Origin of the sequence: Pseudomonas brenneri (assembly GCF_007858285.1) — a bacterium.
Classification (GTDB): domain Bacteria; phylum Pseudomonadota; class Gammaproteobacteria; order Pseudomonadales; family Pseudomonadaceae; genus Aquipseudomonas; species Aquipseudomonas brenneri.
Genome location: NZ_VFIL01000003.1, coordinates 314,986 through 337,268, shown reverse-complemented (window position 1 = coordinate 337,268; position 22,283 = coordinate 314,986). Strand labels below are relative to the sequence as shown.

Annotated in this window: 22 protein-coding genes; 9 read left to right on the top strand and 13 right to left on the bottom strand. The window is 60.2% G+C overall.

Annotated features, from left to right (window positions below):
- Positions 1-26: 26 nt before the first annotated feature.
- On the top strand, positions 27-1,784 hold the full coding sequence (locus FJD34_RS08150; protein WP_275656681.1) for a bifunctional diguanylate cyclase/phosphodiesterase: 1,758 nt from the start codon (positions 27-29) through the stop codon (positions 1,782-1,784).
- Between the two features lie 78 nt (positions 1,785-1,862).
- Here the strand turns inward: FJD34_RS08150 and FJD34_RS08145 are convergent, their stop codons facing one another.
- The 5 genes from FJD34_RS08145 to FJD34_RS08125 form a co-directional block, all read right to left on the bottom strand.
- Positions 1,863-2,249, bottom strand: a complete 387-nt coding sequence (locus tag FJD34_RS08145; RefSeq protein ID WP_032863273.1) for a tetratricopeptide repeat protein — start codon at positions 2,247-2,249, stop codon at positions 1,863-1,865.
- Positions 2,250-2,621, bottom strand: coding sequence for a hypothetical protein (locus FJD34_RS08140; protein WP_029292807.1), 372 nt, complete (start codon positions 2,619-2,621; stop codon positions 2,250-2,252).
- The gene (locus FJD34_RS08135; protein WP_032863274.1) at positions 2,618-2,956 is read right to left on the bottom strand and encodes a helix-turn-helix domain-containing protein; all 339 of its coding nucleotides are present in this window, start codon (positions 2,954-2,956) and stop codon (positions 2,618-2,620) included. Before FJD34_RS08135 ends, FJD34_RS08140 begins: the two co-directional genes overlap by 4 nt.
- 97 nt (positions 2,957-3,053) lie before the next feature.
- Entirely contained in the window at positions 3,054-3,509 is a 456-nt protein-coding gene (locus FJD34_RS08130; protein ID WP_032863275.1) for a YkvA family protein, read from the bottom strand.
- 341 nt (positions 3,510-3,850) lie between these two features.
- Positions 3,851-4,579: an FKBP-type peptidyl-prolyl cis-trans isomerase gene (locus FJD34_RS08125; RefSeq protein ID WP_032863277.1), complete on the bottom strand. Its 729-nt coding sequence runs from the start codon at positions 4,577-4,579 to the stop codon at positions 3,851-3,853.
- 258 nt (positions 4,580-4,837) lie between these two features.
- On the opposite strand from FJD34_RS08125, the gene FJD34_RS08120 reads away from it, so the two are divergent.
- A complete protein-coding gene (locus FJD34_RS08120) occupies positions 4,838-6,646 on the top strand; it encodes a di-heme-cytochrome C peroxidase (RefSeq protein WP_090291642.1) in 1,809 nt (602 codons plus the stop codon).
- A gap of 29 nt (positions 6,647-6,675) precedes the next feature.
- The gene (locus FJD34_RS08115; RefSeq protein ID WP_032863280.1) at positions 6,676-7,809 is read left to right on the top strand and encodes a catalase family protein; all 1,134 of its coding nucleotides are present in this window, start codon (positions 6,676-6,678) and stop codon (positions 7,807-7,809) included.
- Positions 7,810-7,848: 39 nt separating this feature from the next.
- On the opposite strand, the gene FJD34_RS08110 is transcribed toward FJD34_RS08115, so the two are convergent.
- The 3 genes from FJD34_RS08110 to FJD34_RS08100 are packed head-to-tail and all read right to left on the bottom strand — an operon-like array spanning position 7,849 to position 12,479.
- A complete protein-coding gene (locus tag FJD34_RS08110; protein ID WP_065942371.1) occupies positions 7,849-8,808 on the bottom strand; it encodes a LysR substrate-binding domain-containing protein in 960 nt (319 codons plus the stop codon).
- 50 nt (positions 8,809-8,858) lie between these two features.
- Positions 8,859-10,868 carry a CocE/NonD family hydrolase gene (locus tag FJD34_RS08105; RefSeq protein WP_090291644.1) on the bottom strand — a complete coding sequence of 670 codons (2,010 nt, stop codon included), beginning with the start codon at positions 10,866-10,868 and terminating at the stop codon, positions 8,859-8,861.
- A 27-nt stretch (positions 10,869-10,895) separates the two neighbouring features.
- Complete coding sequence (locus tag FJD34_RS08100; protein ID WP_032863443.1) at positions 10,896-12,479, bottom strand: BCCT family transporter; 1,584 nt, start codon at positions 12,477-12,479, stop codon at positions 10,896-10,898.
- Positions 12,480-12,887: 408 nt separating this feature from the next.
- Here FJD34_RS08100 and tal point away from each other — a divergent pair, with 408 nt between their 5' ends.
- The gene (gene tal, locus FJD34_RS08095; RefSeq protein ID WP_032863284.1) at positions 12,888-13,814 is read left to right on the top strand and encodes a transaldolase; all 927 of its coding nucleotides are present in this window, start codon (positions 12,888-12,890) and stop codon (positions 13,812-13,814) included.
- Positions 13,815-13,948: 134 nt separating this feature from the next.
- Here the strand turns inward: tal and rssC are convergent, their stop codons facing one another.
- Positions 13,949-14,431, bottom strand: a complete 483-nt coding sequence (rssC, locus tag FJD34_RS08090; RefSeq protein WP_032863286.1) for an anti-sigma factor antagonist RssC — start codon at positions 14,429-14,431, stop codon at positions 13,949-13,951.
- Positions 14,431-15,612: a two-component system response regulator RssB gene (gene rssB / locus FJD34_RS08085; protein ID WP_032863287.1), complete on the bottom strand. Its 1,182-nt coding sequence runs from the start codon at positions 15,610-15,612 to the stop codon at positions 14,431-14,433. The genes rssC and rssB overlap by 1 nt, the downstream gene beginning before the upstream one ends.
- Before the next feature lie 277 nt (positions 15,613-15,889).
- Here rssB and FJD34_RS08080 point away from each other — a divergent pair, with 277 nt between their 5' ends.
- Positions 15,890-16,186, top strand: coding sequence for a PilZ domain-containing protein (locus tag FJD34_RS08080; protein ID WP_032863288.1), 297 nt, complete (start codon positions 15,890-15,892; stop codon positions 16,184-16,186).
- Between the two features lie 60 nt (positions 16,187-16,246).
- Here the strand turns inward: FJD34_RS08080 and FJD34_RS08075 are convergent, their stop codons facing one another.
- Complete coding sequence (locus FJD34_RS08075; RefSeq protein ID WP_032863289.1) at positions 16,247-16,933, bottom strand: MlaA family lipoprotein; 687 nt, start codon at positions 16,931-16,933, stop codon at positions 16,247-16,249.
- Positions 16,934-17,129: 196 nt separating this feature from the next.
- On the opposite strand from FJD34_RS08075, the gene FJD34_RS08070 reads away from it, so the two are divergent.
- Positions 17,130-17,741: a phosphatase gene (locus FJD34_RS08070; protein ID WP_090291646.1), complete on the top strand. Its 612-nt coding sequence runs from the start codon at positions 17,130-17,132 to the stop codon at positions 17,739-17,741.
- A gap of 110 nt (positions 17,742-17,851) precedes the next feature.
- The gene (locus tag FJD34_RS08065; protein WP_032863291.1) at positions 17,852-18,118 is read left to right on the top strand and encodes a DUF4404 family protein; all 267 of its coding nucleotides are present in this window, start codon (positions 17,852-17,854) and stop codon (positions 18,116-18,118) included.
- A 523-nt stretch (positions 18,119-18,641) separates the two neighbouring features.
- On the opposite strand, the gene queF is transcribed toward FJD34_RS08065, so the two are convergent.
- On the bottom strand, positions 18,642-19,472 hold the full coding sequence (gene queF / locus FJD34_RS08060; RefSeq protein ID WP_032863292.1) for an NADPH-dependent 7-cyano-7-deazaguanine reductase QueF: 831 nt from the start codon (positions 19,470-19,472) through the stop codon (positions 18,642-18,644).
- A gap of 67 nt (positions 19,473-19,539) precedes the next feature.
- Positions 19,540-20,064 (bottom strand): copper-resistant cuproprotein CopI, encoded by a 525-nt coding sequence (gene copI / locus FJD34_RS08055; protein ID WP_090291648.1) that lies wholly within the window; start codon positions 20,062-20,064, stop codon positions 19,540-19,542.
- Between the two features lie 156 nt (positions 20,065-20,220).
- On the opposite strand from copI, the gene FJD34_RS08050 reads away from it, so the two are divergent.
- A complete protein-coding gene (locus FJD34_RS08050; RefSeq protein ID WP_032863294.1) occupies positions 20,221-20,901 on the top strand; it encodes a heavy metal response regulator transcription factor in 681 nt (226 codons plus the stop codon).
- Positions 20,901-22,262: a heavy metal sensor histidine kinase gene (locus tag FJD34_RS08045; RefSeq protein ID WP_032863296.1), complete on the top strand. Its 1,362-nt coding sequence runs from the start codon at positions 20,901-20,903 to the stop codon at positions 22,260-22,262. Before FJD34_RS08050 ends, FJD34_RS08045 begins: the two co-directional genes overlap by 1 nt.
- Positions 22,263-22,283 lie beyond the last annotated feature (21 nt).

Sequence of the window (22,283 nt, the reverse complement as noted above, 5' to 3'; positions counted from 1 at the left end):
GTCCTTTTTTTTCGACCGAGATCATCATGACCATGACCGAACAGCTGAATGCCCTGGGCTCCATCCTGGCTCAAGGCAGTTTGCACAGTCTGTTCCAACCGATCATTTGCCTCTCCGAACGTCGCATCCTCGGCTATGAAGCCCTGAGCCGCGGCCCGTCCAACAGCCCGTTGCACTCGCCCCTGGCGCTGTTTTCGGTCGCACGCCAGGGCGGGCTTCTCAATGAGTTGGAGATGGCGTGCCGGCAAAGCGCATGTCGGCGCTTCAGCGAGCAACAGTTGCCGGGCAAGCTGTTTCTCAACGTCTCACCGGAATCGTTGCTGGAGACCACCCACCAACCAGGGCGCACCTTGCACATGCTGCGCGACTTCGGCATCGCGCCCAGCCAGGTGGTGATCGAACTCACCGAACAATCCCCGACCGACGACTTCCAACTGCTGCAAACCGCCCTGCATCACTATCGCAACATGGGGTTTTCGATTGCCCTGGATGACTTGGGCGCCGGTTATTCGAGCCTGCGGCTGTGGTCTGAGTTGCGTCCGGACTATGTGAAGATCGACCGACACTTTATCGACGGGATCCACCAGGATGCGCTCAAGCGTGAGTTTGTCGGCTCGATCCTGCAAATCGCCAGGGCCTCCCGCGCGCAGGTGATTGCCGAAGGTATCGAGTTGCAGGAGGAATTGGCAGTACTGACGGAAATGGGTGTGGACCTGATCCAGGGCTACCTGCTGTGTCGTCCCCAGGAGCATCCGCCCCAGGAAGCGCGGTTGATGCTGGCCAGGCCCGACAGCACCAGCGTCTCGCTCAACGAAGAAGCCAGCGACCTCAGCGCCCTGCTCAACGAACAACCCGCCGTGGCCCAGCACACGCCTACCGCCAATGTGCTGGAAGCCTTTCGCCGCCAGGCCAACCTCAACTCCCTGGCAGTGCTGGACGAGCTTGGCCAGCCCATCGGTATCGTGCATCGGCACTCGTTGTCAGATGCGCTGCTCAAGCCGTTTGCCACCGACCTGTTTGCGCGCAAGCCCATCAGCCGCTTGATGAGCGATGACTTCCTGGCCGTGGAGCTGAGCCAGTCGTTGCAACAGGTCAGCCGCCTGCTGACCAGCCGGGCGCGGCAACGGATCGAAGAAGATTTCATCATCACCCAGAACGGCAACTACCTGGGGTTGGGCCGAGTGATCGACGTGCTCAAGTTGATTACCGAGCTGAAAATCCAACAGGCGCGCTACGCCAACCCGCTGACCCTGCTACCGGGCAACGTGCCAATCCAGCAGTGCCTGACGCGGCTGTTGCAGCAGCAGCGCGAGTCAGTGATTTGTTATGTGGATATCGACAGTTTCAAGCCGTTCAACGATATCTACGGCTATGGGCGTGGCGATGAAGTGCTGCTGTGCCTGGCACAATGCCTCAACGACCGGGTGGACCCCAGCCGCGACTTTGTCGGGCATATTGGTGGCGATGACTTTTTGCTGGTGCTCGGCGCCCAGGATTGGCGCAAGCGGCTCAACCAGTTGGTGGATGATTTCCAGACCCAGTGCCGGCGCTTCTACCGCAGTGAGCATTTGGAGGCCGGCTGTTTTATCGCCCTGAATCGCCAAGGCCTGCGTCAGGAATTCGCCCTGCTGTCGCTGTCCATTGGCGTGGTGCATCTGCATCCATTGAGCTGTGGCCACCTGGATGCCAGTCAACTGGCCGAATTGGCCTCGCAGGCCAAGCATCACGCCAAGAACGTGGCCGGCTACAGCATCCACGTGATCGACAGCCGCGAACGCCTGTAGGAGCTGGCTTGCCAGCGAAAAACCAGAGAGCAACACGGAGCACCAGGCACCCGGCGTTTTTCGCAGGCTTGCCGACGCCTACAACTGCTCCAGGCGTATCTGCGCCAGCGGATGCCCGGCCTTGGCGGCGATGGTCCACCAGCGCGCGGCTTCAGCCGGGTCCGGGGCCTTGCCCAGGCTGCCTGCCAGGCTCAGCACACCGACTTGATAGGCCGCCTTGCCATCGCCTGCCTGCCCCGCCAGGCGCAGCAAGCGCACGCCTTCTTCCCGCGCGCCCAACCCTTGGCCACGAAAGGTCAGGATATGCCCATAAAAACTTTGTGCATCGACATTGCCCAGGTTGGCCATGCGTGCGAACTGGCCCTCCAGCCAGTGCCAGCCACGGGGCTGACGCACAAACCATGACCAATGAAACAACCGGCGTGCCAGCCAATAGCTGGCATACGCTTTGAGTTTCCAGAACACTCAGGCCTCCGCTGATTCAGGATATTCGTACTCGAACACTCGGACCACTTCCGAGGCATGCCAGGATGCTGCGGCGACACCATCGGAAGGTCCACAGAAACGCCCAAGGCGTTCGACACATTCAAAAAAACCGGTACGCGGCAACCGGCTCGCGCCCTGGCTGATCACCAGGGAACTGCGTAGCGGTTGCTCGGCCTTGGCATCCAGGGCGGCCAGGTGTTCCAGGGCCGCGGTCAGGGTTTGCATCGCCGGCGTCGGAAACTGCAGGCGCTCAAGCAATGCACGATAAGTCAAAAGATGGCGTTGGCGACGGGCCTGGTCAAGTTCGTTGAGCAACCCATCCCAATGTTGACGGCTGATGCGCACACTCACGTTTCATCCCTCCAACCGGCAATCCCCAACTCCCAGGCCAGGCTGCGACGGATCGCGGCATCCGGCTGGCGTTCACCACTTTCAATCAAGCCCAGGTAGGACGGGCTGATGCCCACGGTGCGGGCCAATGCCTCAATGGCCAGGCCCTTGGCTTCGCGCAGGTTGCGCAAGTGCGCCAGGGGGCGTAGATCCGTCGCGGTCGCGACGGGAGGGGTCTGTGCAGCAGGAGTGCTTGGTTGCTGCAGGCCGGCGGCTGTTAACAGCACCTGGTACTGAGCCCATGGCAGAACCGCATATTCGGGTTCGCCATCCCGTGAAATGATCTGTATATCCATGACTGCCCCGTAGGATCACAACACTTACGAAGTAAGTACTTTCCTTAGGAGTGTAATCCTAACAGCCGCAAAGAGCGCAGGGGGATAATCCGCGCCTTCAGTTTTTTTTCGGGTTTTCCTGCTCCAGAAGCTGCGGTGTGGCGGGCAAGCGCTCGACCACCACCAGCTTCTCCGGGCGTTGGCGTTCACGCCAGGCGCGGAAGGCACTCAACTCCCCGTCCAGGGACTTCATGACCCAGGCCAGTACCGCGATGTCATCGAGCATGCCGAACATGGGCAAAAAGTCCGGGATCGCATCAATCGGGCTGAGGAAGTACATCAGCCCCGCTACCACCGATATCAGCGCCTTGGGGCTGATCGCCCGGTACTCGCCACGCCAGTAGGCCAGGCACAGCGCCTGGAGCAGCTTGAGGTCGTCCTTGAGCTTGCCCAAGCGGTTACCCTGGCTTGAGCCTTTGGCGGCAACCGCGAACAACAAGGTCGGCAGGCGTCCACGCCCGATTAGCCGTGCGGCCAACGGTAGGAAGCGGGTGAAATTCCAGGGTGCTTTCATCGTCACTCCAGTTCCAGGCGAGAGAAAAGGTTATCCACACAACTTGTGGATAACCTTGTGAACAGAGGCCATTTTCGCGGCTGAAAGCCACGTAGTACAAGGCCTACAGTCAGATCGGGCGTTTTTTGCGCACATAAAAAAATCCCAAGATTTCATTGACTTGGGGTACATCTGCGGCTACCCGTGCCGAGGTATAGCATCAGACTGCTCTAAGTCGCAGGGATTCGTTCGGATTTAACCCACGCCCCTCCACAACCACGGTCAACTGTGGGAGCTGTCGAGCCCCGGCCCAGAAACAACAACGCCCCGTATAAACGGGGCGTTGGATGTTCAACTGCTGCTTACTTGGCAGCAGGTGCCTCAGGAGCCTCGGCCTTGGCCGGGTCCTTGATTGCCAGCAGCTCCAGGTCAAAGACCAGTACGGAGTTGGCTGGAATCGCCGGGCTCGGGCTCTGGGCGCCGTAGGCCAGGTCGGACGGGATGTACAACTCGACCTTCTCGCCCACGTGCATCAGTTGCAGGCCTTCGACCCAACCCGGGATCACGCCGCTGACCGGCAGGTCAATCGGGCTGCCGCGATCCACGGAGCTGTCAAAGGTGGTGCCGTTGGTCAGCTTGCCGGTGTAGTGCACAGTCACTACGTCGGTCGGCTTGGGCTGGGCGCCTTCGGCCTTCTTCACGATCTTGTATTGCAGACCGGAAGCAGTGGTGACCACGCCGTCTTTCTTGGCGTTGTCTTCGAGGTATTTCTTGCCGGCGGCTGCCGACTCTTCGCTCATCTTGGTCATGCGTTCTTCGGCACGCTTTTGCAGTGCGGAAAACGCTTCAACCAGTTCTTCGTCCTTCAGCTTCTGTTCTTTCTTGCCAACGGCATCTTCGATGCCTTGGGCAACTGCCTTGGAGTCCAGGTCATCCATACCTTCCTGAGCCAGGCTTTTGCCCATGTTCAGGCCGATACCGTAGGAAGCTTTCTGCGCCGGGGTTTTCAGCTCTACGCTGGTTTGCGAATCACAACCCGCAAGTACCAGGCTAACCAGGGCCACCGCCGCCGCCAACCGATGCTGTTTCATGCTATTTCCTTGTTCATGCGCCAAAAGGGCATTCGAATAAAGTCGCGAGCTTATCAGGCGGCCACGACCAATGGCTACCGGCATGTGAGCAGGAAACTTCTGATAAGTTCACGTGTTTAAAAGCATTTTCATCTGCGTCAAAGTCCGACGAAGGACAGCAGGCCAGCCGAAAACCACCGGTGCAGACCGATCATGGCTACTTGCCGCCTGCCTCGCTCGGTGGCATAAGGACGCAACAACTCGACAAGGATAGTTATCTTGCGCATTTTTTCCCGTGTTTTACTCCTGATCCTGTCACTTATGGGACTGGCGCTGGCCGTGGTGCTCTATTACGTGCTCAACCCGAAGCTGCCGGATTACGTGCCGGTGGACCAGGTGCACTACCAGGACCAATGGACCACCGCCGACCGCCAGGTCTACTACTTCACGCCCCAGGGCACCCAGGTCAAGGGCTTGCGCTATGACTGGTTCACGGCGCTGGAGCTGCCGTTTTCCGAGCAGCGCTTTGCCGAACCGGCTTACCTTGCGCGGTTCGGTTTCCTGGTAGAGCCGCGGCAACAGGCCACACCCCAGAACCCCGGCAACCTGCCCGCTGGCTTCGCCCGGCACAAGAATGCCGGCAGCAACGCGGAGTTTCTCGATATCACCTGCGCCGCCTGCCACACCGGCGAGTTGCGCTTCAATGGCCAGGCGCTGCGCATCGACGGGGGCGCTGCGCAACACGTGCTGCCCTCCAGCGTGCCGACCCTGCGCGGTGGCAGCTTCGGCCAGGCCCTAGTGGCCAGCCTTACCGCCACCTATTACAACCCGCTGAAGTTCAGGCGTTTTGCCCACAACGTGCTGGGGGATCAATACGACGCCCAGTACGATCAGTTGCGCCAGGACTTCAAAAAGTCCCTGGACACCTTCCTCAAGGTGGCCTGGAACGATACCCACCGTGGCCTCTACCCCACCGAAGAAGGCCCGGGGCGCACCGACGCCTTCGGTCGTATCGCCAACGCCAGCTTTGGTGATGCCATTTCGCCGGACAACTACCGTATCGCCAACGCACCGGTGGACTACCCGCAGTTGTGGGACATGTGGACCTTCGACTGGGTGCAATGGAATGGCTCGGCCCAGCAACCCATGGCGCGTAATATCGGCGAGGCGTTAGGCGTGGGCGCGACCCTGGACTTCTTCGACAGCGCCGGCCAGCCGCTCAAGGGCGAGGCGCGCTACCCCTCCAGTGTGCGGGTGCGTGACTTGAACCTGATCGAAGAAACCCTGCAACGGCTCAAACCACCGACCTGGCCTGAAGCGTTGTTCGGGGCCGTGGACAAACCCCTGGCCGCCAGGGGCCGCGCGCTGTTTACCGAAAACTGCGCCGGCTGCCACGTACCCAGCGTAACCCTGGTCAACGGGCGCCCGGTGCAACAACTGAAAATGCTGCCCGTGGACTACATCGGCACCGACCCCGGCACCGCCAGCAATATTGCCAACCAGCGCTATGACCTCAGCGCCCTGCAATGGGACCCGGCCGAGTTGGCGCAGTTGAATGTCGAGTTGCACCCGACACCGACCGAACCGCTGGACCTGCGCAGCCTGTCTGTGGCCAAGGGCCTGGCTTATGTCACCGCATTTGTCGAAGAACACGCCTACCGCGCCGCCGGCATCACCCCGGCAGAACGCCCGCGCCTGGACGGCTACGGCCTGCCCATCGGCGTGCGCGAACTGTGGGCCTACAAGGCCCGCCCACTGGCCGGCGTGTGGGCCACGCCGCCGTTCCTGCACAATGGCTCGGTGCCCACGCTCTACCAGTTGCTTTCACCGCAGTACGAGCGCAGCCGTACTTTCTATAAAGGCACCTTCGATTACGACCCACGTCACTTGGGTTATCGCACCGAGGCCTTTAAAAACGCCTTCCTGTTCGATACGAATATCACCGGCAACCACAACAGCGGCCACGAATTTCGCGCAGGCAAGCGTGGCAACGGGGTGATTGGCCGGGGCCTGGAGCCTGAGGAACGCTGGGCGCTGCTCGAATACCTGAAAGTACTGGGCGGCCCGCTGGAGCAGCAACTGCCATGACTTCCCCCTTTCGATACAAGGATCGCTCCATGCTCGCTCGACTGTGGCTGCGCCTCGGCGCATTTCTCGGCAAGACACTGTTATGGCTGGTGGGCCTGGGCTTGCTCGGCTGGCTGGCGGCCACCCTGTGGTTTGCCTGGCACCACAGCGGCCCGGTGCCTGTAGAGGAACAGATCCCGCCCGGCGAAGCCGCCATGACTCAAGGCATCATTCAGACGGCGGTGCGCATCGTCGACCAGCATCGCGAAGGCACCCGCTACCTGCGTGACGCGCATGCCAAGGCCCACGGCTGCGTGAAGGCCGAAGTCAGCGTACTGCCGGGCCTCGACCCGGCGTTGCGCCAGGGCGTGTTCGCTGAACCGGGCAAGACCTGGCAGGCGCTGATGCGCCTGTCCAACGGCAACGCTTATCCACAGTTCGACAGCATCCGCGACGCCCGCGGCATGGCGATCAAACTGCTGGACGTGCCGGGCAAGCAACTGCTGGCCGATCAGCAGGCGCGTGCCGAGCAGGACTTTGTGATGTTCAGCCACCCCAACTTTTTCGTCAGCGACGTGGCGGAGTACGCGCAAAACATCGGGGCCCAGGCCAATGGCCAGAAAGCCATGGCGTTTTTCCCCAGCTTCGACCCACGCAGCTGGCAGGTGCGACATCTGTTTATCGCCCTCGCAACGCTGGCGCCGGCGCCGGCCAGCCCGACAGAGGCGACGTATTTTTCAGTATCGCCCTACAAGTTTGGTGCGGCCAACGCCAAGTTCCGCGTTGCGCCTGACCCGCAAAGCTGCCCGCCATACAGCCTGCCGAAACAGAACCAGGACTTGCCGAACTTCTTGCGCAGCGCCTTGAACCAGCAGTTGTCCACCGACCGTATCGACGCCTGTTTTGTGTTGCAGATCCAGCGCCAGAACCCACAGAAATACATGCCTATCGAAGACACCAGTATCGAATGGAAGGAAAGCGACGCGCCCTACGAGAGCGTGGCGAAAATTCGCATTCCGGCGCAGGATTTCGACACCCCTGCGCTGAACCTGGCCTGTGACAACCAGTCGTTCAACCCGTGGTTTGGCGTGGAGGAACACCGACCGATTGGTGGGATCAACCGGTTGCGCAAGGCGGTGTATGAGGCGGTGAGTGATTATCGGCATGGCCGTAACACTCCCTGACTAAACCCTGTAGGAGCTCGATGACGATCAGGGTGTCAGTCACCCTGGGTTATCGTTAACGACCATCGCGGGCAAGCCCGCTCCCACAGGATTGGCCAGCAACCATTGCTGAAAGCTGCGCGCCGCCGAGGGCGGGTTGCGGTGCTGTGGCTGCATCAGTTGCAGACGGCCACGGCTGTGCATGTGATGGGGCAAGGCCAGTTGCAGGCGGCCAGCCGCCAGTTCACCCTCCAGCAAGCACTTCCAGCCCAGGGCCACACCGTGCCCCATCACCGCCGATTGCATCAGCAACTGATAGCTGTTGGTGCGCAAGGCATGACGGGGCGTGTGGTATTGCGCACCGATATCGGCGAACCAGTCGGCCCAGGTCAGCCAGTCGTGATAGTGGTCTTCGACGATCAACAAGGTGTGACTGTGCAGCAGGTGTTGGGCGTCGCGGATCGTGCCGTGACGCTCAATGTAACCAGGACTGCACACGGCAATGACCTGTTCGCTGGCAAATACCGGGGTCAGTTCCAGGCCGAGGGGCGGCGGCAGTTCATCCAGGTGATAGAACAGGCCCAGGTCATATTCACTGACATCCAGGTGGCTTGGGCTTTCACTGCACAAGATGCGGATATCCAGGTCCGGGTGCTCACGCTGGAAGGCCGGCAGCAGCGCAGCAAGCCAGATGGAACTGATAGTCGGCGTGCTGGCCAGGGTCAGTTGGCGATCGGCGCCACGCCGACGCAGCTCCGCCGACTCGCGATCAAGCTCGCGCAGCAGCCGCTGGATGGTGCGAAAGTAACGCACGCCGGCCGGTGTCAGGCTCAGGCCCAAGGCCAGCCGATAAAACAGCGGCCGCGCCAGGTCTTCCTCCAGGCGTTTGATCTGACGGCTCACCGCGCTTTGGGTCAGGTTCAGCTCATGGGCCGCCTGGGTGAAACTCAAATGACGGGCGGCCGCTTCAAACGTCTGTAAACAATTGAGCGGTGGAAGATCGACGTTTCGGCGCGACATGCAGGGCCCCGTGCTTGATCAGACAAGCAGGTATCCTGCCATTTGCCCGCTCACAACGCGACCCGCGCGACACGTTTGTTCCAGGTTCGGTGATGGACCTGTGCCCCGTTTTCCCGCGCGTGCTGTTGGGCCTCGACGTAGAACCACTGGGCGTCGGCATGCACCTGTAGGCGGCTGTCGACTTCCACCGACCACGGCCCGCGCTCGACGCGGTAGTGCCACTGGATATCGGCCCGGGTCGACAACGGGTCCCAGGGCAAGGTGCGATAGAGCTCGGTGCAGCGCTGGTCCACCGCCAGGCCGTGCTCGGTGAAGCGCACAGCGCCCAGGTCGTCCTCGATTTTCACGCAGACTTCGCCACTGCCCACATCCTCGATCAACGTGCGCTTGGGTGCGGCCGCCCGCAGAATCTGCAGTGCCGCCGGGGCAGCCGCCTGCGGAGTGCCGAATGGGCATGGCACCGCCGCACCACTGAAGATCGGCAATTGCACACGTTGCAGGGCGGGTAGCACGGTCAGGGTGGTCAGCTCACGGCTGGGCCACAGCAACGGAAAACTCGCGGTGCTGAGGGCCAGGCGCAGACGATGGCCGGCCGGCACCCGCGTGCCGATGTGATCCAGGCTCAACTGCACGTCCATGGGTTCGCCTGGCACGGGTGGTGTCAGACGCGAGGCATCTTCACGCAAGGTAAGGTTAAGCACGCCGTAGGTGATCTGCGTGACCTGGCCGTCGGGCGCCACGGCATTCAGTCGCGCCACCAGTTGCCCGCAGGTGGTATCGCTGGCCAGGCGCAGTTGCAAACGCACATCGCCCAGCAGCGCCAGGGGTTCGGCCAGTGGCTGGGAGTCGAAACACAGCGATTGCGCATCGTCGCGACGCTGATCGGTCGGGCCGTCGGGGCCGAACCAGATGGCGCAGTATTCGCCCTGGTGCAGGCCAGTGGTCAGTGGCGAACAGATGCTGCGTGCGCTGCCCAGTGGCTGCAGGCCGGGCGTGAGGCCACGGTCGTCGAGGCTGTAGTCGGCCCATTGGACCTGGGAATCGGGCCAACCCGACGTCTGCACCCAAATGCCCGGCCGCTCGGCATAACTGCCCTTGGGCGCCAACACATCCTGTAGGTAAAAGGTGCAGGCTGCGTCGTCCATTACCCCGTTTTCGATACCTTTGAGCCAATGGTCCCACCAGCGCTTGGCCTCCTGCAGGAAACCAATGGCCGGGTTGGGCACGGCGAAATGCGGGTACTTGTGGATCCAGGGGCCGATCATGGCTTTCTTCGGGCCTGGCAGATGCTGCATCAGGCGCGGCACCGCATTCTTGTAGGCGTCGCCCCAACCGCCCACGGCGTACACCGCCGCCTTGATCGCCGAGTAGTCCTCGCAGACCGAGCCGTGACGCCAGTAGGCATCGCGGGTCTGGTGCTGCAACCAGGTTTCGGCCAGCAGCGGCATGGCGTCCAGGCGTTGTTGCCACAGGGTTTTCCAGGCATCGCCGACCAGTTGCGGGTCCGGCGCCGCCGCACTGAAGTTGAGCATGGTTGCGGCCCAGCCGAAGTTCTCCAGCAGCAGGTTGCCGCCCTTGTAATGGATGTCATCGGCAAAGCGGTCATCGGTGGAGCACAGGGTGATGATCGCCTTCAACGCCTCGGGCTGGCGCGCCGCGACTTGCAGGCTGTTGAACCCCCCCCAGGAGATGCCCATCATCCCCAGGTTGCCGTCGCACCAGGGTTGCTGGCACAACCACTCGATCACTTCGAGGGCGTCGTTCTGTTCCTGCAACAGGTATTCGTCGGCCATCAAGCCCTCGGATTCGCCGTTGCCGCGCATATCAACGCGCACGCACACATAGCCCTGCCCCGCCATCCACGGATGGGTCAGCGCATCGCGCACCGCCGTGCCATCGCGCTTGCGATAGGGCAGGTATTCGAGGATCGCCGGGAAGGCCTGCGCGCTGGCGGTTTCAGGCAGCCAGATGCGAGCCGCCAGTTGCGTGCCGTCGCTCATGGGGATCAGGCAATGTTCTATTTCACGGACTGTGTAGGCAAATTCGGTGACGATTTCCATCGGTAACTCCAGCAACAAACAGGCAAGTCAGCGGGCAAAATCCGCCACGGGGCTGGCATCACGCAAGCCAGGCTCAATCGTCGGTGCCACTGCCTTTACCTCCAGCAGCGCCGGGTTCTTCAACCAGTAAATCAACGACGTGCTGGCCAGCAGCACCAGGATCATTCCCGGCAAGCCGCCGAGGTTGGAGAGCATCTTCACCCCGTCGATACCGACAAAGGCCACCATGACCCAGGACACCGTGCCGATGATCACGCCCCAGACGATCTTCAAAAGCGGGTTGCCGTCCAGGTCCGAATCAGCGGTAACCCCCTTGCTGCACAGGTTGGCGATCACGTCGGTGCTGGAGTCGGCGGCGGTGACGAACGAGATGAACGCGACAAACAACAGGAACGCGATCATCAAGCCGCTGGCCGGCAACTGCTGGAACATCTGGTACAACACATGCTCCACGCCTTGTTCGTTGAGCACGCGGTTCAAGCTGCCGTCGCCCAGGGCATCGAAGTACAGGCTGCTGCCGGAAAAGATGCAGATCCACAGCGCGGTGAACAACGCCGGGTACAGCATGTTGATATGGATAAATTCGCGCACCGTGTAGCCCCGGCCGATCTTGCCGAGAAACAGCGCACTGACCGGGGCCCAGGCGAACCACACCGACCAGTAGAACACCGTCCAACTCTGCGGCCAGCTGTCGCCACTGGCAGCGCCGGTGAACAGGCTGCGGCTGAAGAAGGTATCGAGGTAGACCCCCAGGGACTCGACGCCCAGGCTGAACATGTACAGGGTCGGCCCGCACAGCAATACAAACCCGCCCAGGGCCAGCATGATCCAGGTGTTGAACGACGACAGCATGACGATGCCGCGTTGCAGGCCGCTGGCAGCCGAGGCCACGAAAGTGATGACTATCACCGCGATGATCAGCGCCAGGCGCAACGGCGTGGTTTCGCCGCCGATGTATTGGCTCAGGCCGCCGGACAAGGTCAGCGCGCCGGTGCCCAGGGACGAGGCCATGCCCGCCACCAGGGCGAACATTGCCAGGGTGTCGATCAGCCCGGCATACCGCTTGACCCGCGCGGCGCCGAGCAAGGGTTGCAACATAGCGCCAATCGAGAAATGGCTGCGCAGGTTGTAGAACACCAGAGCAAAGACCAGGGAGGGCACCAGGTAAATCGCGTAAGGGGTGATCGTCCAGTGCAGGAACATCGTCGACAGGGCAAAACTCTTGGCCGCCGCGCTGCCCGCCTCGATCGGCAGGCTGCTGGGCGGTGAATACACATGGTAGAGCGGTTCAGCCGTGGTCCAGAACAACACGCCCACCGCCAGGGTGGTACACAGTGCAACCATGAACCAACGCCATTTGCTCAACAGGGGCGTGGCGCCCTCTCCGCCGATGCGCACCTTGCCCAGGGGCGAAAAATAGACGATCGCGGTCAGTACCACCATGGCAAAGGAACCGGCGCTGAACAGCCAGGAAAAGTTTTGCAGGATCACCGTATTGAGTTGCTTGCTCACGGCGAGGAATGCCTTGAGGTCAACGTAGCTGGCGATCACCGCCACCAGCAGAATCAGAAAGGTTGGCCAGAAGACCAAAGGACGCAATGGGTATTTCATCTCGTGCGCTTCCCCAGACAGACTATTTTTATTGCCTTTGCAGGCCATTGTTAGAAAGCGGGCACCGCGCATCCTGCTGCTGGCCGCCCGCCTTGAAGTCTTCGCGTGGGTATAGATAAGCGTGAGTGCCGGCTGCGATGCAATCGACCAATAGGTATGGGGGTATTCCGTCAGCTCATGAGCGATCAGAGACTTTCAACAAAAGCAGAATGACATTCACTTGATCTATGGAGGTCAAAAATGTGAGAGCTTGCTTGCCTGCGATGGCGGAGGATAGGTGCAAGTGTATGGTCATTCAAACGACTGTTTTCAGGTTGTTGCCCTCGCAAACGATCGAATGCATTTGCGCCCTTGAGCGGCTATCGACCCTCGGGTAATGTCATCAGACCCATAGGATAGAGCACGCCCATGACTTCCAAGCTGGAACAACTCAAGCAATTCACGACTGTAGTGGCCGATACCGGCGACTTTGAAGCTATCGCTCGCGTCAAGCCGCAGGATGCCACTACCAACCCGTCCCTCTTGCTCAAGGCGGCGTCAATTCCAGCCTACGCCAAGCTGCTGGATGCCTGCGTACAGGATTGCAACGGTGATGTGGGCCTGGCCAGTGACCGTTTTGCGGTGGCCGTCGGGCAAGAGATCCTTAAAGTGGTGCCAGGGCGTATTTCCACCGAGGTGGATGCCCGCCTGTCGTTCGACACTGACGCGGTACTCAAGCGCGCACATCGCCTGATCGGCCTGTACGAAGACGCTGGCATTGGCCGCGACCGCGTGCTGATCAAGATCGCGTCCACCTGGGAAGGCATTCGTGCCGCCGAGCAGTTGGAAAAGGAAGGTATTCAGACCAACCTGACTCTGTTGTTTTCCTTCGCCCAGGCCGTGGCCTGTGCTGAAGCCGGGGTGTTCCTGATTTCGCCGTTCGTGGGTCGTATCTACGACTGGTACAAAAAGGCCAATGGCAACGACTACACCGGGGCCGATGACCCAGGCGTGCAGTCAGTAACGCGCATCTACAACTACTACAAGGCCAATGGCTACAAGACTGTGGTGATGGGCGCGAGCTTCCGCAACCTGAGCCAGATCGAAGAGCTGGCCGGTTGCGATCGCTTGACCATCAGTCCGGATTTGCTGGAGAAGCTGGCAGCCGACAATGGCAAGCTTGCGCGCAAGTTGGCCCCAGGCCATGCCGGTGAAGCCCGTGTGCACATGACCGAGGCGCAATTCCGTTGGGAGTCCAACGAGGATGCCATGGCCACTGAGAAGCTGGCTGAGGGCATTCGTCAGTTTGCTCGTGACCAGGAAAAACTGGAGGCGTTGTTGAGCGCCAAGCTGTAAAAAGCGGGCGCGGTAAAAAGGGCGGTATCCGTTAGGATGCCGCCCTTTTTTGTACCCGTTCAGTATGTGTTGGTTGGGCTGGCGCTATCGCAGGCAGCCAGCTCCCACATTTTGACCGTGCTCCAACCGTGAGGTTAGTGGCGCTCCAGAGCGTTGACCAGGTCGTGGAACGCTTCGCGGTTGGATTCGTTCAAGCCCATCAGGATCTTGTGCGCCTCCAGCACCTTGAGTCGTACCACTTCCTCGGACTGGTCCTGGGATGGCAAGTCGGTCAGGCATTCCGGGCACGGGATCGGGCGGTCAACGATGTTGAACACTTGATCGAAACCCATCGACTGCAAGAGCCGAGTGATGTCTTCGTGGGTGGTGACGACGGTCGGCAGCAGTCCGACCTTCTGCCGAGACAGAATGGACAGCTTAGCCAACAGCCCAAGGGTGGTGCTATCGATGCTGCGGGTTTCGGTCAGATCGATCACGATCGCCGAGAAGTTCAAGGCTGTGAAAATCCGCTCAATCGTTGCATCCAGCGCCGAACACAAGGTCAGGCGCACTTCACCGACAAATTTCAGGACGAAGGTCCCTTCTTGTTCGGCGAATTGGATTCTTCCGGTACTCATCAAAGATTCCTGCTCAACACCAATAGGGCGATATCATCCGGCATCTCCCCTAGCGTGGCCAATCCAAAAACCTGCCGCAGACCATCCAGGCTGCCGCCCGCCGACCTGACCCGTTGGGGTAAGGCGGCTTCTTTCTCCTTGAGTGTAGGCTCTGGAAGAAGGTCCAGGATGCCGTCGGACATCAGCGTCAGGCTGAAGGCCGGCGGCAGTTCCAGGATGTGGTCTTCATAGGTGGCTTCATTGAACAAGCCAACCGGCAGACCACGCCCTTCCAGGTAACGCACACTGTCTGGAGTGTATAAAACCGGCAATGGCAGGTGACCGCCAATGCTGTAGGTCAAAAGACCGGTTTCTTCATCAATCACGCCGCCCACCATCGTCACGTGCTTGCCCAGCTTGCAGCTGATCAGGCCCCGGTTGATGTGGCCCAGCACTTGCGAGGGGGTGAACTCTGGCAAGGTGCCATTTCGCTTGGATTCGAACAACAACCGTGTGGTCATGAACTTCAACAACACGGTGACAAAAGCGGAGGAAGCACCGTGTCCGGAGACGTCGGCCAGATAAAACGCGACCCGGCGCTCATCCACACGGAAATAGTCGACAAAATCACCCGACAGGTACAGTGACGGGATGATCTGGTGGGCGAACTGGAACTCGTCGATGCTCCACGGACTCACCGGCAGCATGTTCATCTGCACCTGGCGACCGGCGTTCTGGTCTTCCTGGAGCAGATTGAGGCTCGCTTCGAGTTCACGGTTGGCGGTTTCGAGCTTCTCGCGGTAGCGCTGGTTCTCCAGCAGCAGGCGGGCACGATCCAGCGCACGGCGCACCGAGTGCTCCAATACGGCCAGGTCTTCCAGGGGCTTGATCAGGTAATCGGCGGCGCCCAGGCGCAAGGCTTCCACAGCGTCGTTCATCACCCCGGCACCGGACACGACAATCACGGGTGTCTGCGGGGCAAGCTCGGTCACCTGGCGGATCAGCTCAAGGCCGCCCATCTGGGGCATGCGCAGGTCGCAGATCACCAGGTCGGGCTGGTCGCGCTCGAACACCTGGAGACCCTGAAGACCATTGCCGGCCTGCAGGACGCTGAAGCCACTGTCTTCCAAATAGGCCGCGAGACTCGCGCGCACTACTTCGTCGTCATCGATTATCAGCAGCGTGGCACTGGTTTTCTGCATGTGGGCAAACGGCGCCAGAATTAGGTTGGCGTAGGCAGTCAGGCAATGGCCCGGCTCGCACTACTGGATTCGCTTTCTAGCCTCTCTGTCCTACAAAACATGCGCTTTTAACCGACGCACAAAGGTAAAGCAGAGGTGCCCTTCTAAGGCGCAGACGGTACTCCCATCCGTCAGGGGTTTCAAGCTCATGCCGATGGTCGCTGGGCGTCTTTACATCGCAAATCACCGGGAGTTATAAGAACAGGCAAAACCACAACGCAATGGACGGATGAAACCTATGAGCGCAAATGAACGTGACTATGCAGAAAAGCGCGATTTCATCCGCATGCGTGTGGATGCTGGCGTGTCGTTGATCCATGCCGGGCAAGAGATTGCCGGGGTCTGCCTGGACCTCTCCAGCTCTGGAATGCAGGTTCAGGCGCAGCACCCATTCAATGTGGGTGACCAACTGAAGGTGCGCATCGACTCAGAGCACGCCGCGCTCAAAGGCCTGGAAGCCGACACTGAGGTGGTATGGGCCCGCAAAGAAGGCGACGATCAGCACCTGGGCCTGAAAATTCTCAAGATGTACTGAAATCAATGCACACAAAAAAGGCGGCCCCGAAGGCCGCCTTTTTCATTCAAGGCATGTGCCTTAAAAGTCATCCACCACATTGCCGTCTTTTACCTTGAACTCGCGGTTCTGCAGGTAGGCATTGCGGATAAAGGTGTATTTGTCACCGTTGATCAGCTTTTCCGCCGACAGCAGGCTGGCGCGGGTATCGATGATATCCAGGCCAAAGGCGCTGTTGCGCGATGGAATGTCGTTCATATAGCGGTACGGTTCGGTGTAGCTGTCGACGTACTTGGACGGCGCATCACGCAGGGTGCTTGGGCCCAGCAGCGGCAGCATCACGTAGGGACCGCTGCCCACGCCCCAGTAGCCGAGGGTCTGGCCGAAGTCTTCATCACTGCGCTGCAGCCCCATTTTGGTGCCCACGTCAATAAAGCCCAACACACCAAACGTGGTGTTGACCAGCAGGCGCGCAGTATCGACACCGGCCTGATGGGGCTTGAGCTGCAGCACGTTGTTGGCCAGGTTGCCTACATCGCCGATATTGCGGAAGAAGTTGTGGATACCGTCTTCGACAAATTGCGGGGTGATGAACTGGTAACCCTGGGCCAATGGCTTGAGTGCGTAGGTATCAACGGTGTCGTTGAAGGTAAAAATCGGGCGGTTGATGCTTTCCCACGGATCCTCTTCCGCAGCCTGGGCGGCGAAAGGCACCAGCAGGACGCTGGCACACACGGATAGTTGAGCAAGACACTGGCTCCAGCGCATAGCTTGAACTCCTTGATTGATCTGTCACGGGCGCTATGCCCTGAATAAGGCCGCCAGTATATGACGTAAGTGTAAGATTAGGCAGCTTGAAGGAATTGTCATTCAGAAAATGTACAATTTTCCCACAATCTCATCAGGTGTCATCTGCCTGTCACGGACCTCCGATAGCGTCACAGCTATTTTCAGGGACGTCGAAATGCCTCACCCCCAGATCGTTGCAGACAACGCCCCCTCCTTGACCGCCGTGTTGTTTGGCCTCAGTGGTTGCCTGGTGGACTTCGGTTCCATGGCCCATGCCGACTCCGTACCCGCGAGCGAAACCCTGGCCACCCCTGGCGCCCTGAAAATTCTGCAATGGCTCAATGATCAAGGCACCCCCTGTGCCTGGCTGGATGAGTTGCCGCCGGCCGTCACGACACCCCTGGCCGCAGCCCTGCCGCAGTGGCTCCAGGGTACCCGCCCCGCCACCACGCCCTGGCCTGCACCCCATGCCTGCTGGCAAGCCCTGATGGACCTCAACATCGAACGCCTGGATGGCTGCGTGCTGGTCAGTGGCGAGCCGCGACTGCTGCAAGCGGGGCTCAACGCCGGACTCTGGACGATTGGGCTGGCGTCCTGCGGATCATTGTGCGGGCTCTCTCCGTCCCAATGGCAGGCACTGAGCGAACAGGCCCGCGAACACAAACGTGCCAAGGCCACCGTCGCGCTGTACGGGCTGGGCGTGCACTCGGTGATCGATCATCTGGGTGACTTGGGCACGTGCCTGGCAGACATCAGCCTGCGCCGGCTCAAAGGCGAGAAGCCCTGATCAAGATCATGCACAGTTGCTGCCAGTGGATTAATCTACAGGTCATCCCGTAGACCTTTCTCGGCGTGCCGTGGTCTATGCCAGTGCCTATTGATAGAAGGAAGAACACCATGCCTGCCCGCGAACAGCTACAAGAACAGGTCAATATCTTGCGCGAGCAACTGGAGAAGCATCCAGAGCTACCCCAGGAAAAACGTGACTCACTAATAGCATTGATTGCAAAATTTGAAGTGCAGCTCCAATTGGAACCCGCTACTCAGCCGCCCAGTATTACCGAGGATCTGAACCAGGCGGTCGGACGCTTCGAGCTAGACCATCCAGGTATTGCCGGAGTACTGCGTAACATTGTGGTGACTCTGGGTGGTATCGGCATCTGATAGTAAACATTCAAGCCCATTAGCCACGTGCTCCTGCTTGTTCTCTTTCGACACAACAAAAGTCCGATGCTTTAGCTGGCATCGGATCTTTATGCACGCACGGACACCACCTCGCAACATCGCTCCCCCTTGGGTCACAGACAAGAGTCATCTGTTAACACCCCCATGAAAAACTTCGTCGTATAGCGGAACCCAATCTGCAGTATTTGCCACCTAGCTTGTGAGAGGAATGACCCTCTTATTTGATTTCGGAGCATTTACCTACAATGGAAGCTATTGCAAACAATCCCGCATCGCCACAAACACAATCATCGCTTCAACCCAACGATCGGTCACAAGAAAAGGGCTCAAGTACATCAGAAGTCTTGGGATCGTTCCAGGTTGCAACGCCAGAGGATATTGCGAGCTTAAAGCAGGCTAAACTGGATTCAGACAAAATCACATACTGAAAGTAACGGTTTGGACGCTTAGCTAGTAAGGGTGGTGGAAGTGAATCTTTCCGCCACCCCATCGCTCATCAGATTTATTGACGGGCCAGGCGCAGGTTCTGGAACGACACATCCTCGGTACTGCGATACGGGTTGATATCCAACCCGCCCCGACGCACATACCGCGCATACACCGTCAATTTCTCAGGCTTGAGCAACCGCTGCAGGTCGAGAAAGATCCGCTCCACGCACTGCTCATGAAAGTCCGAGTGCTGGCGGAAACTCACCAGGTACGCCAACAAGCTGGCGTGATCCAGCGCCGCGCCGCGGTACTCCACCGCCACGCTGCCCCAATCCGGCTGGCTGGTCACCGGGCAGTTGGATTTGAGCAGATGGCTATGCACGCTCTCCTCCACCACGCGGGAATCGTCACAGCGCAGCAGTTCCGGGCGTGGGTGCTCGTAGTTGCTGACACTGATATCCAGCTCATCGATGCACACGCCCGGCAGGCTGCCCACACCTTCGCCTTCCACTTCGGCCAGGCTGCGAATGCGCACGCCTACCGGTTTGCCGGCTGCCGCACTCAGGTCCGTACGCAGGGTTGCCTCAAGACTTGGCATGTCGGCAAACGGCGTCTGGTTCAACGAGTTGAGGTAAAGCTTGAAAGATTTCGACTCGATGATGTTCGGCGAGTCAGCCGGGATGCTGAACTCACCGATAGCCACCACCGGCTTGCCAGAGGGCAGCAGCCAGGACAATTCAAAGCAGTTCCAGAAATCCACGCCTTTATAGGGCAGCGTCTCGGCGCTCAGGCCCAGCTCGGCCCACTTGGCCGCGCGCGGAATCGGGAACAGCAATGAAGGGGTGTAAGTGGAGATGTATTCACTGGACTTGCCCAGCGGCGAATGTTCGGCTGCGGGATGCATGGCGGAAACCTGGCTAAATAAACCCCGCCAGTCTAACAGCCTTTGCTCCCGCCTTTGAGCCCCGGGGTTACTTGCTGATAGTCAGCTTGCCGACCATCCCTGCCTGATAGTGCCCAGGGATATTGCAGGCAAACTCCAGCGCACCGGCCTTGCTGAAGGTCCAGGTCAGTTCGGCGCTCTTGCCCGGCTCCACCAGCACACTGTTGGGATCGTCATGCTTCATGCCGCCCATGTCGCCATGGCCCATGGCTGCGTGGTCCATCTGGCCCATGCCGGTGGCGGTCAGCATGCCACTGGCCTGCATCTTGAGCATTTCCTTCTGGTGATCGGCATGCATGGTCGCGTCACCCAGATTGAATTCGTGCAGCAACTGGCCCTTGTTGACCAGCACAAAGCGCACCGTCTCACCGGCTTTTACGTCAAGAGACGTAGGGGCGAAGGAAATATCCTGCAGCACCACCTCCACTGTACGAGTGGCCTTGGTTGCCGGCGCAGCCTCGCCAAACGCGAAAGTGTCGGCGCCATCGGCCAGTGCCGGGACGCTCAACACCAACAGGCAACTTGCCAACCACCAAGATTTACGCAAAAACATGTTTATCCTCCAAAGGTATAGGAACAGCCTGTGGGACACTTTAATAATGCACCGCTGCCAGCTACCTGACTGCTAGATTACAAAATTGTCAGGTTATGCCAGTTCCCCTGTGCGCACGGTATAAAGCCCGCTGCTACCCGTTGCCATGAGTTGCCTATGAAACTGCTGATCGTCGAAGACCAACCTAAAACCGGCCAATACCTGCGCCAGGGCCTGGCCGAAGCCGGATTCAATACCGAACTGGTGGCCGATGGCACCACCGGTCAGCACCTGGCGCTGACCGGCGACTACGACTTGCTGATCCTCGATGTGATGCTCCCGGGTCGCACTGGCTGGCAAATTCTCCAGGCGGTGCGCAGTGCCGGTCTGGAAATCCCGGTATTGTTTCTGACCGCGCGGGATGCGGTCGAGGATCGGGTCCACGGCCTGGAACTGGGCGCCGATGATTATCTGGTCAAGCCGTTCGCGTTCTCCGAACTGCTGGCCCGGGTGCGCAGCCTGTTGCGCCGGGGCAGCAGCACGCCCCAGGAGACCAGCCTGCACCTGGCCGACTTGCGCCTGGACTTGATCCGGCGTCGCGTGGAGCGCAGCAACCAGCGCATCGACTTGACCGCCAAGGAGTTCGCCCTGCTGGAAATGCTCCTGCGCCGCCAGGGCGAAGTGCTGCCAAAATCGCTGATTGCCTCCCAGGTCTGGGACATGAACTTCGACAGCGACACCAATATCATCGAAGTGGCCATCCGCCGCCTGCGCTTGAAGATCGATGACGGTTTTCCCAACAAGCTGATCCACACCGTACGCGGCATGGGCTATGTGCTGGAAGAGCGGTTCAGTTGATGAAGCGCATCTCCCTGTCCAGCCGCCTGGCGTTGTTGTTTGCCGGCTGCACCGCCGTGGTCTCGCTGCTGGCAGGCGTGTTGTTCAGCCAGGCCAGCGAGAAACACTTCATCGAACTGGACCAGCAACTGCTCGACAGCAAGCTGATGGCCCTGCGCAGCGCCCTGCAAGACGCCGATACCCCAACGCTGTTCGCCCAGCGCCAAGCCGCACTGGCAGACGAACTGAGCCATCAACCCGATCTGTCCGTGCGCATCAATGCCGCCGATGGCCAGCGCTGGTTTGACAGCTCCCCGCGTATTCCCGCCGAATTGCCCACCACGCCTGGCCTGCACAGCCTGCAAAACGCCGGCACCAATTACCGGGTGTACAACGCCCCCTTGAACCCAGGCAAACCGGGCTCCGCGCAGTTGATCCTGATGCTGGACATCACCCATCACCAACACTTCCTGCAACGCATGCAACACCTGATCTGGCTGACGGTCGGCCTGTCTGCCCTGGCAACCGCGCTTCTCGGCGCCTGGGCCGCACGCAGCGGGCTGCGGCCCCTGCGGCGGATGACCGAAGTGGCCAGCCGCGTGCGCGCCCACTCCCTGACCCAGCGCCTGCCCCAGGAACAGATGCCGGCCGAACTGGCGGAACTGGCCCAGGCCTTCAACGCCATGTTCAGCCGCCTGGACGATGCGTTCCAGCGGCTTTCGGCATTCTCCGCCGATATCGCCCACGAACTGCGCACACCTTTATCAAACCTGCTGACCCAGACCCAGGTCATCCTTACTCAGCCTCGGCCGCTGGAGGACTACCGCGAAGCGCTGCACAGCAACCTGGAAGAACTGCAATGGATGGCCCAACTGGTCAATGACATGTTGTACCTGGCCAAGGCCGACCACGGTTTACTCAACCCCAGACGCGAGCCCCTGGCCCTGGCCGACGAGGTAGATGCCTTGCTGGAGTTCTTCGCGCCATTGGCCGAGGATGCCCAGGTCAACCTGTTGCGCGACGGCAGCGCCAGCGCCGCCGGTGACCGCAGCATGCTGCGCCGGGCGTTTTCCAATCTGCTGGACAATGCCCTGCGCTTTACCCCGCCGGGCGGTGAAGTGCGGGTGAGGATCAGCGAAAACGCCCAGGGCGTGAACCTGAGCGTGGAAAACACCGGAACCGGGATTCCCCAGGGGTTGCTGACCAAGCTGTTTGACCGGTTCTACCGCGTGGATCCGGCACGGCATGAAGGCAGCAGTGAGCATGCGGGGCTGGGGTTGGCGATTACCCAGTCGATAGTGCGGGCGCATGGGGGGAGGATTTTCTGTGAGTCACAGCCGGGGTGGACGCGGTTTGTGATTGAGTTGCCCAAGAGGGATTGATGCAAGCTGGGCGGGCCTCAT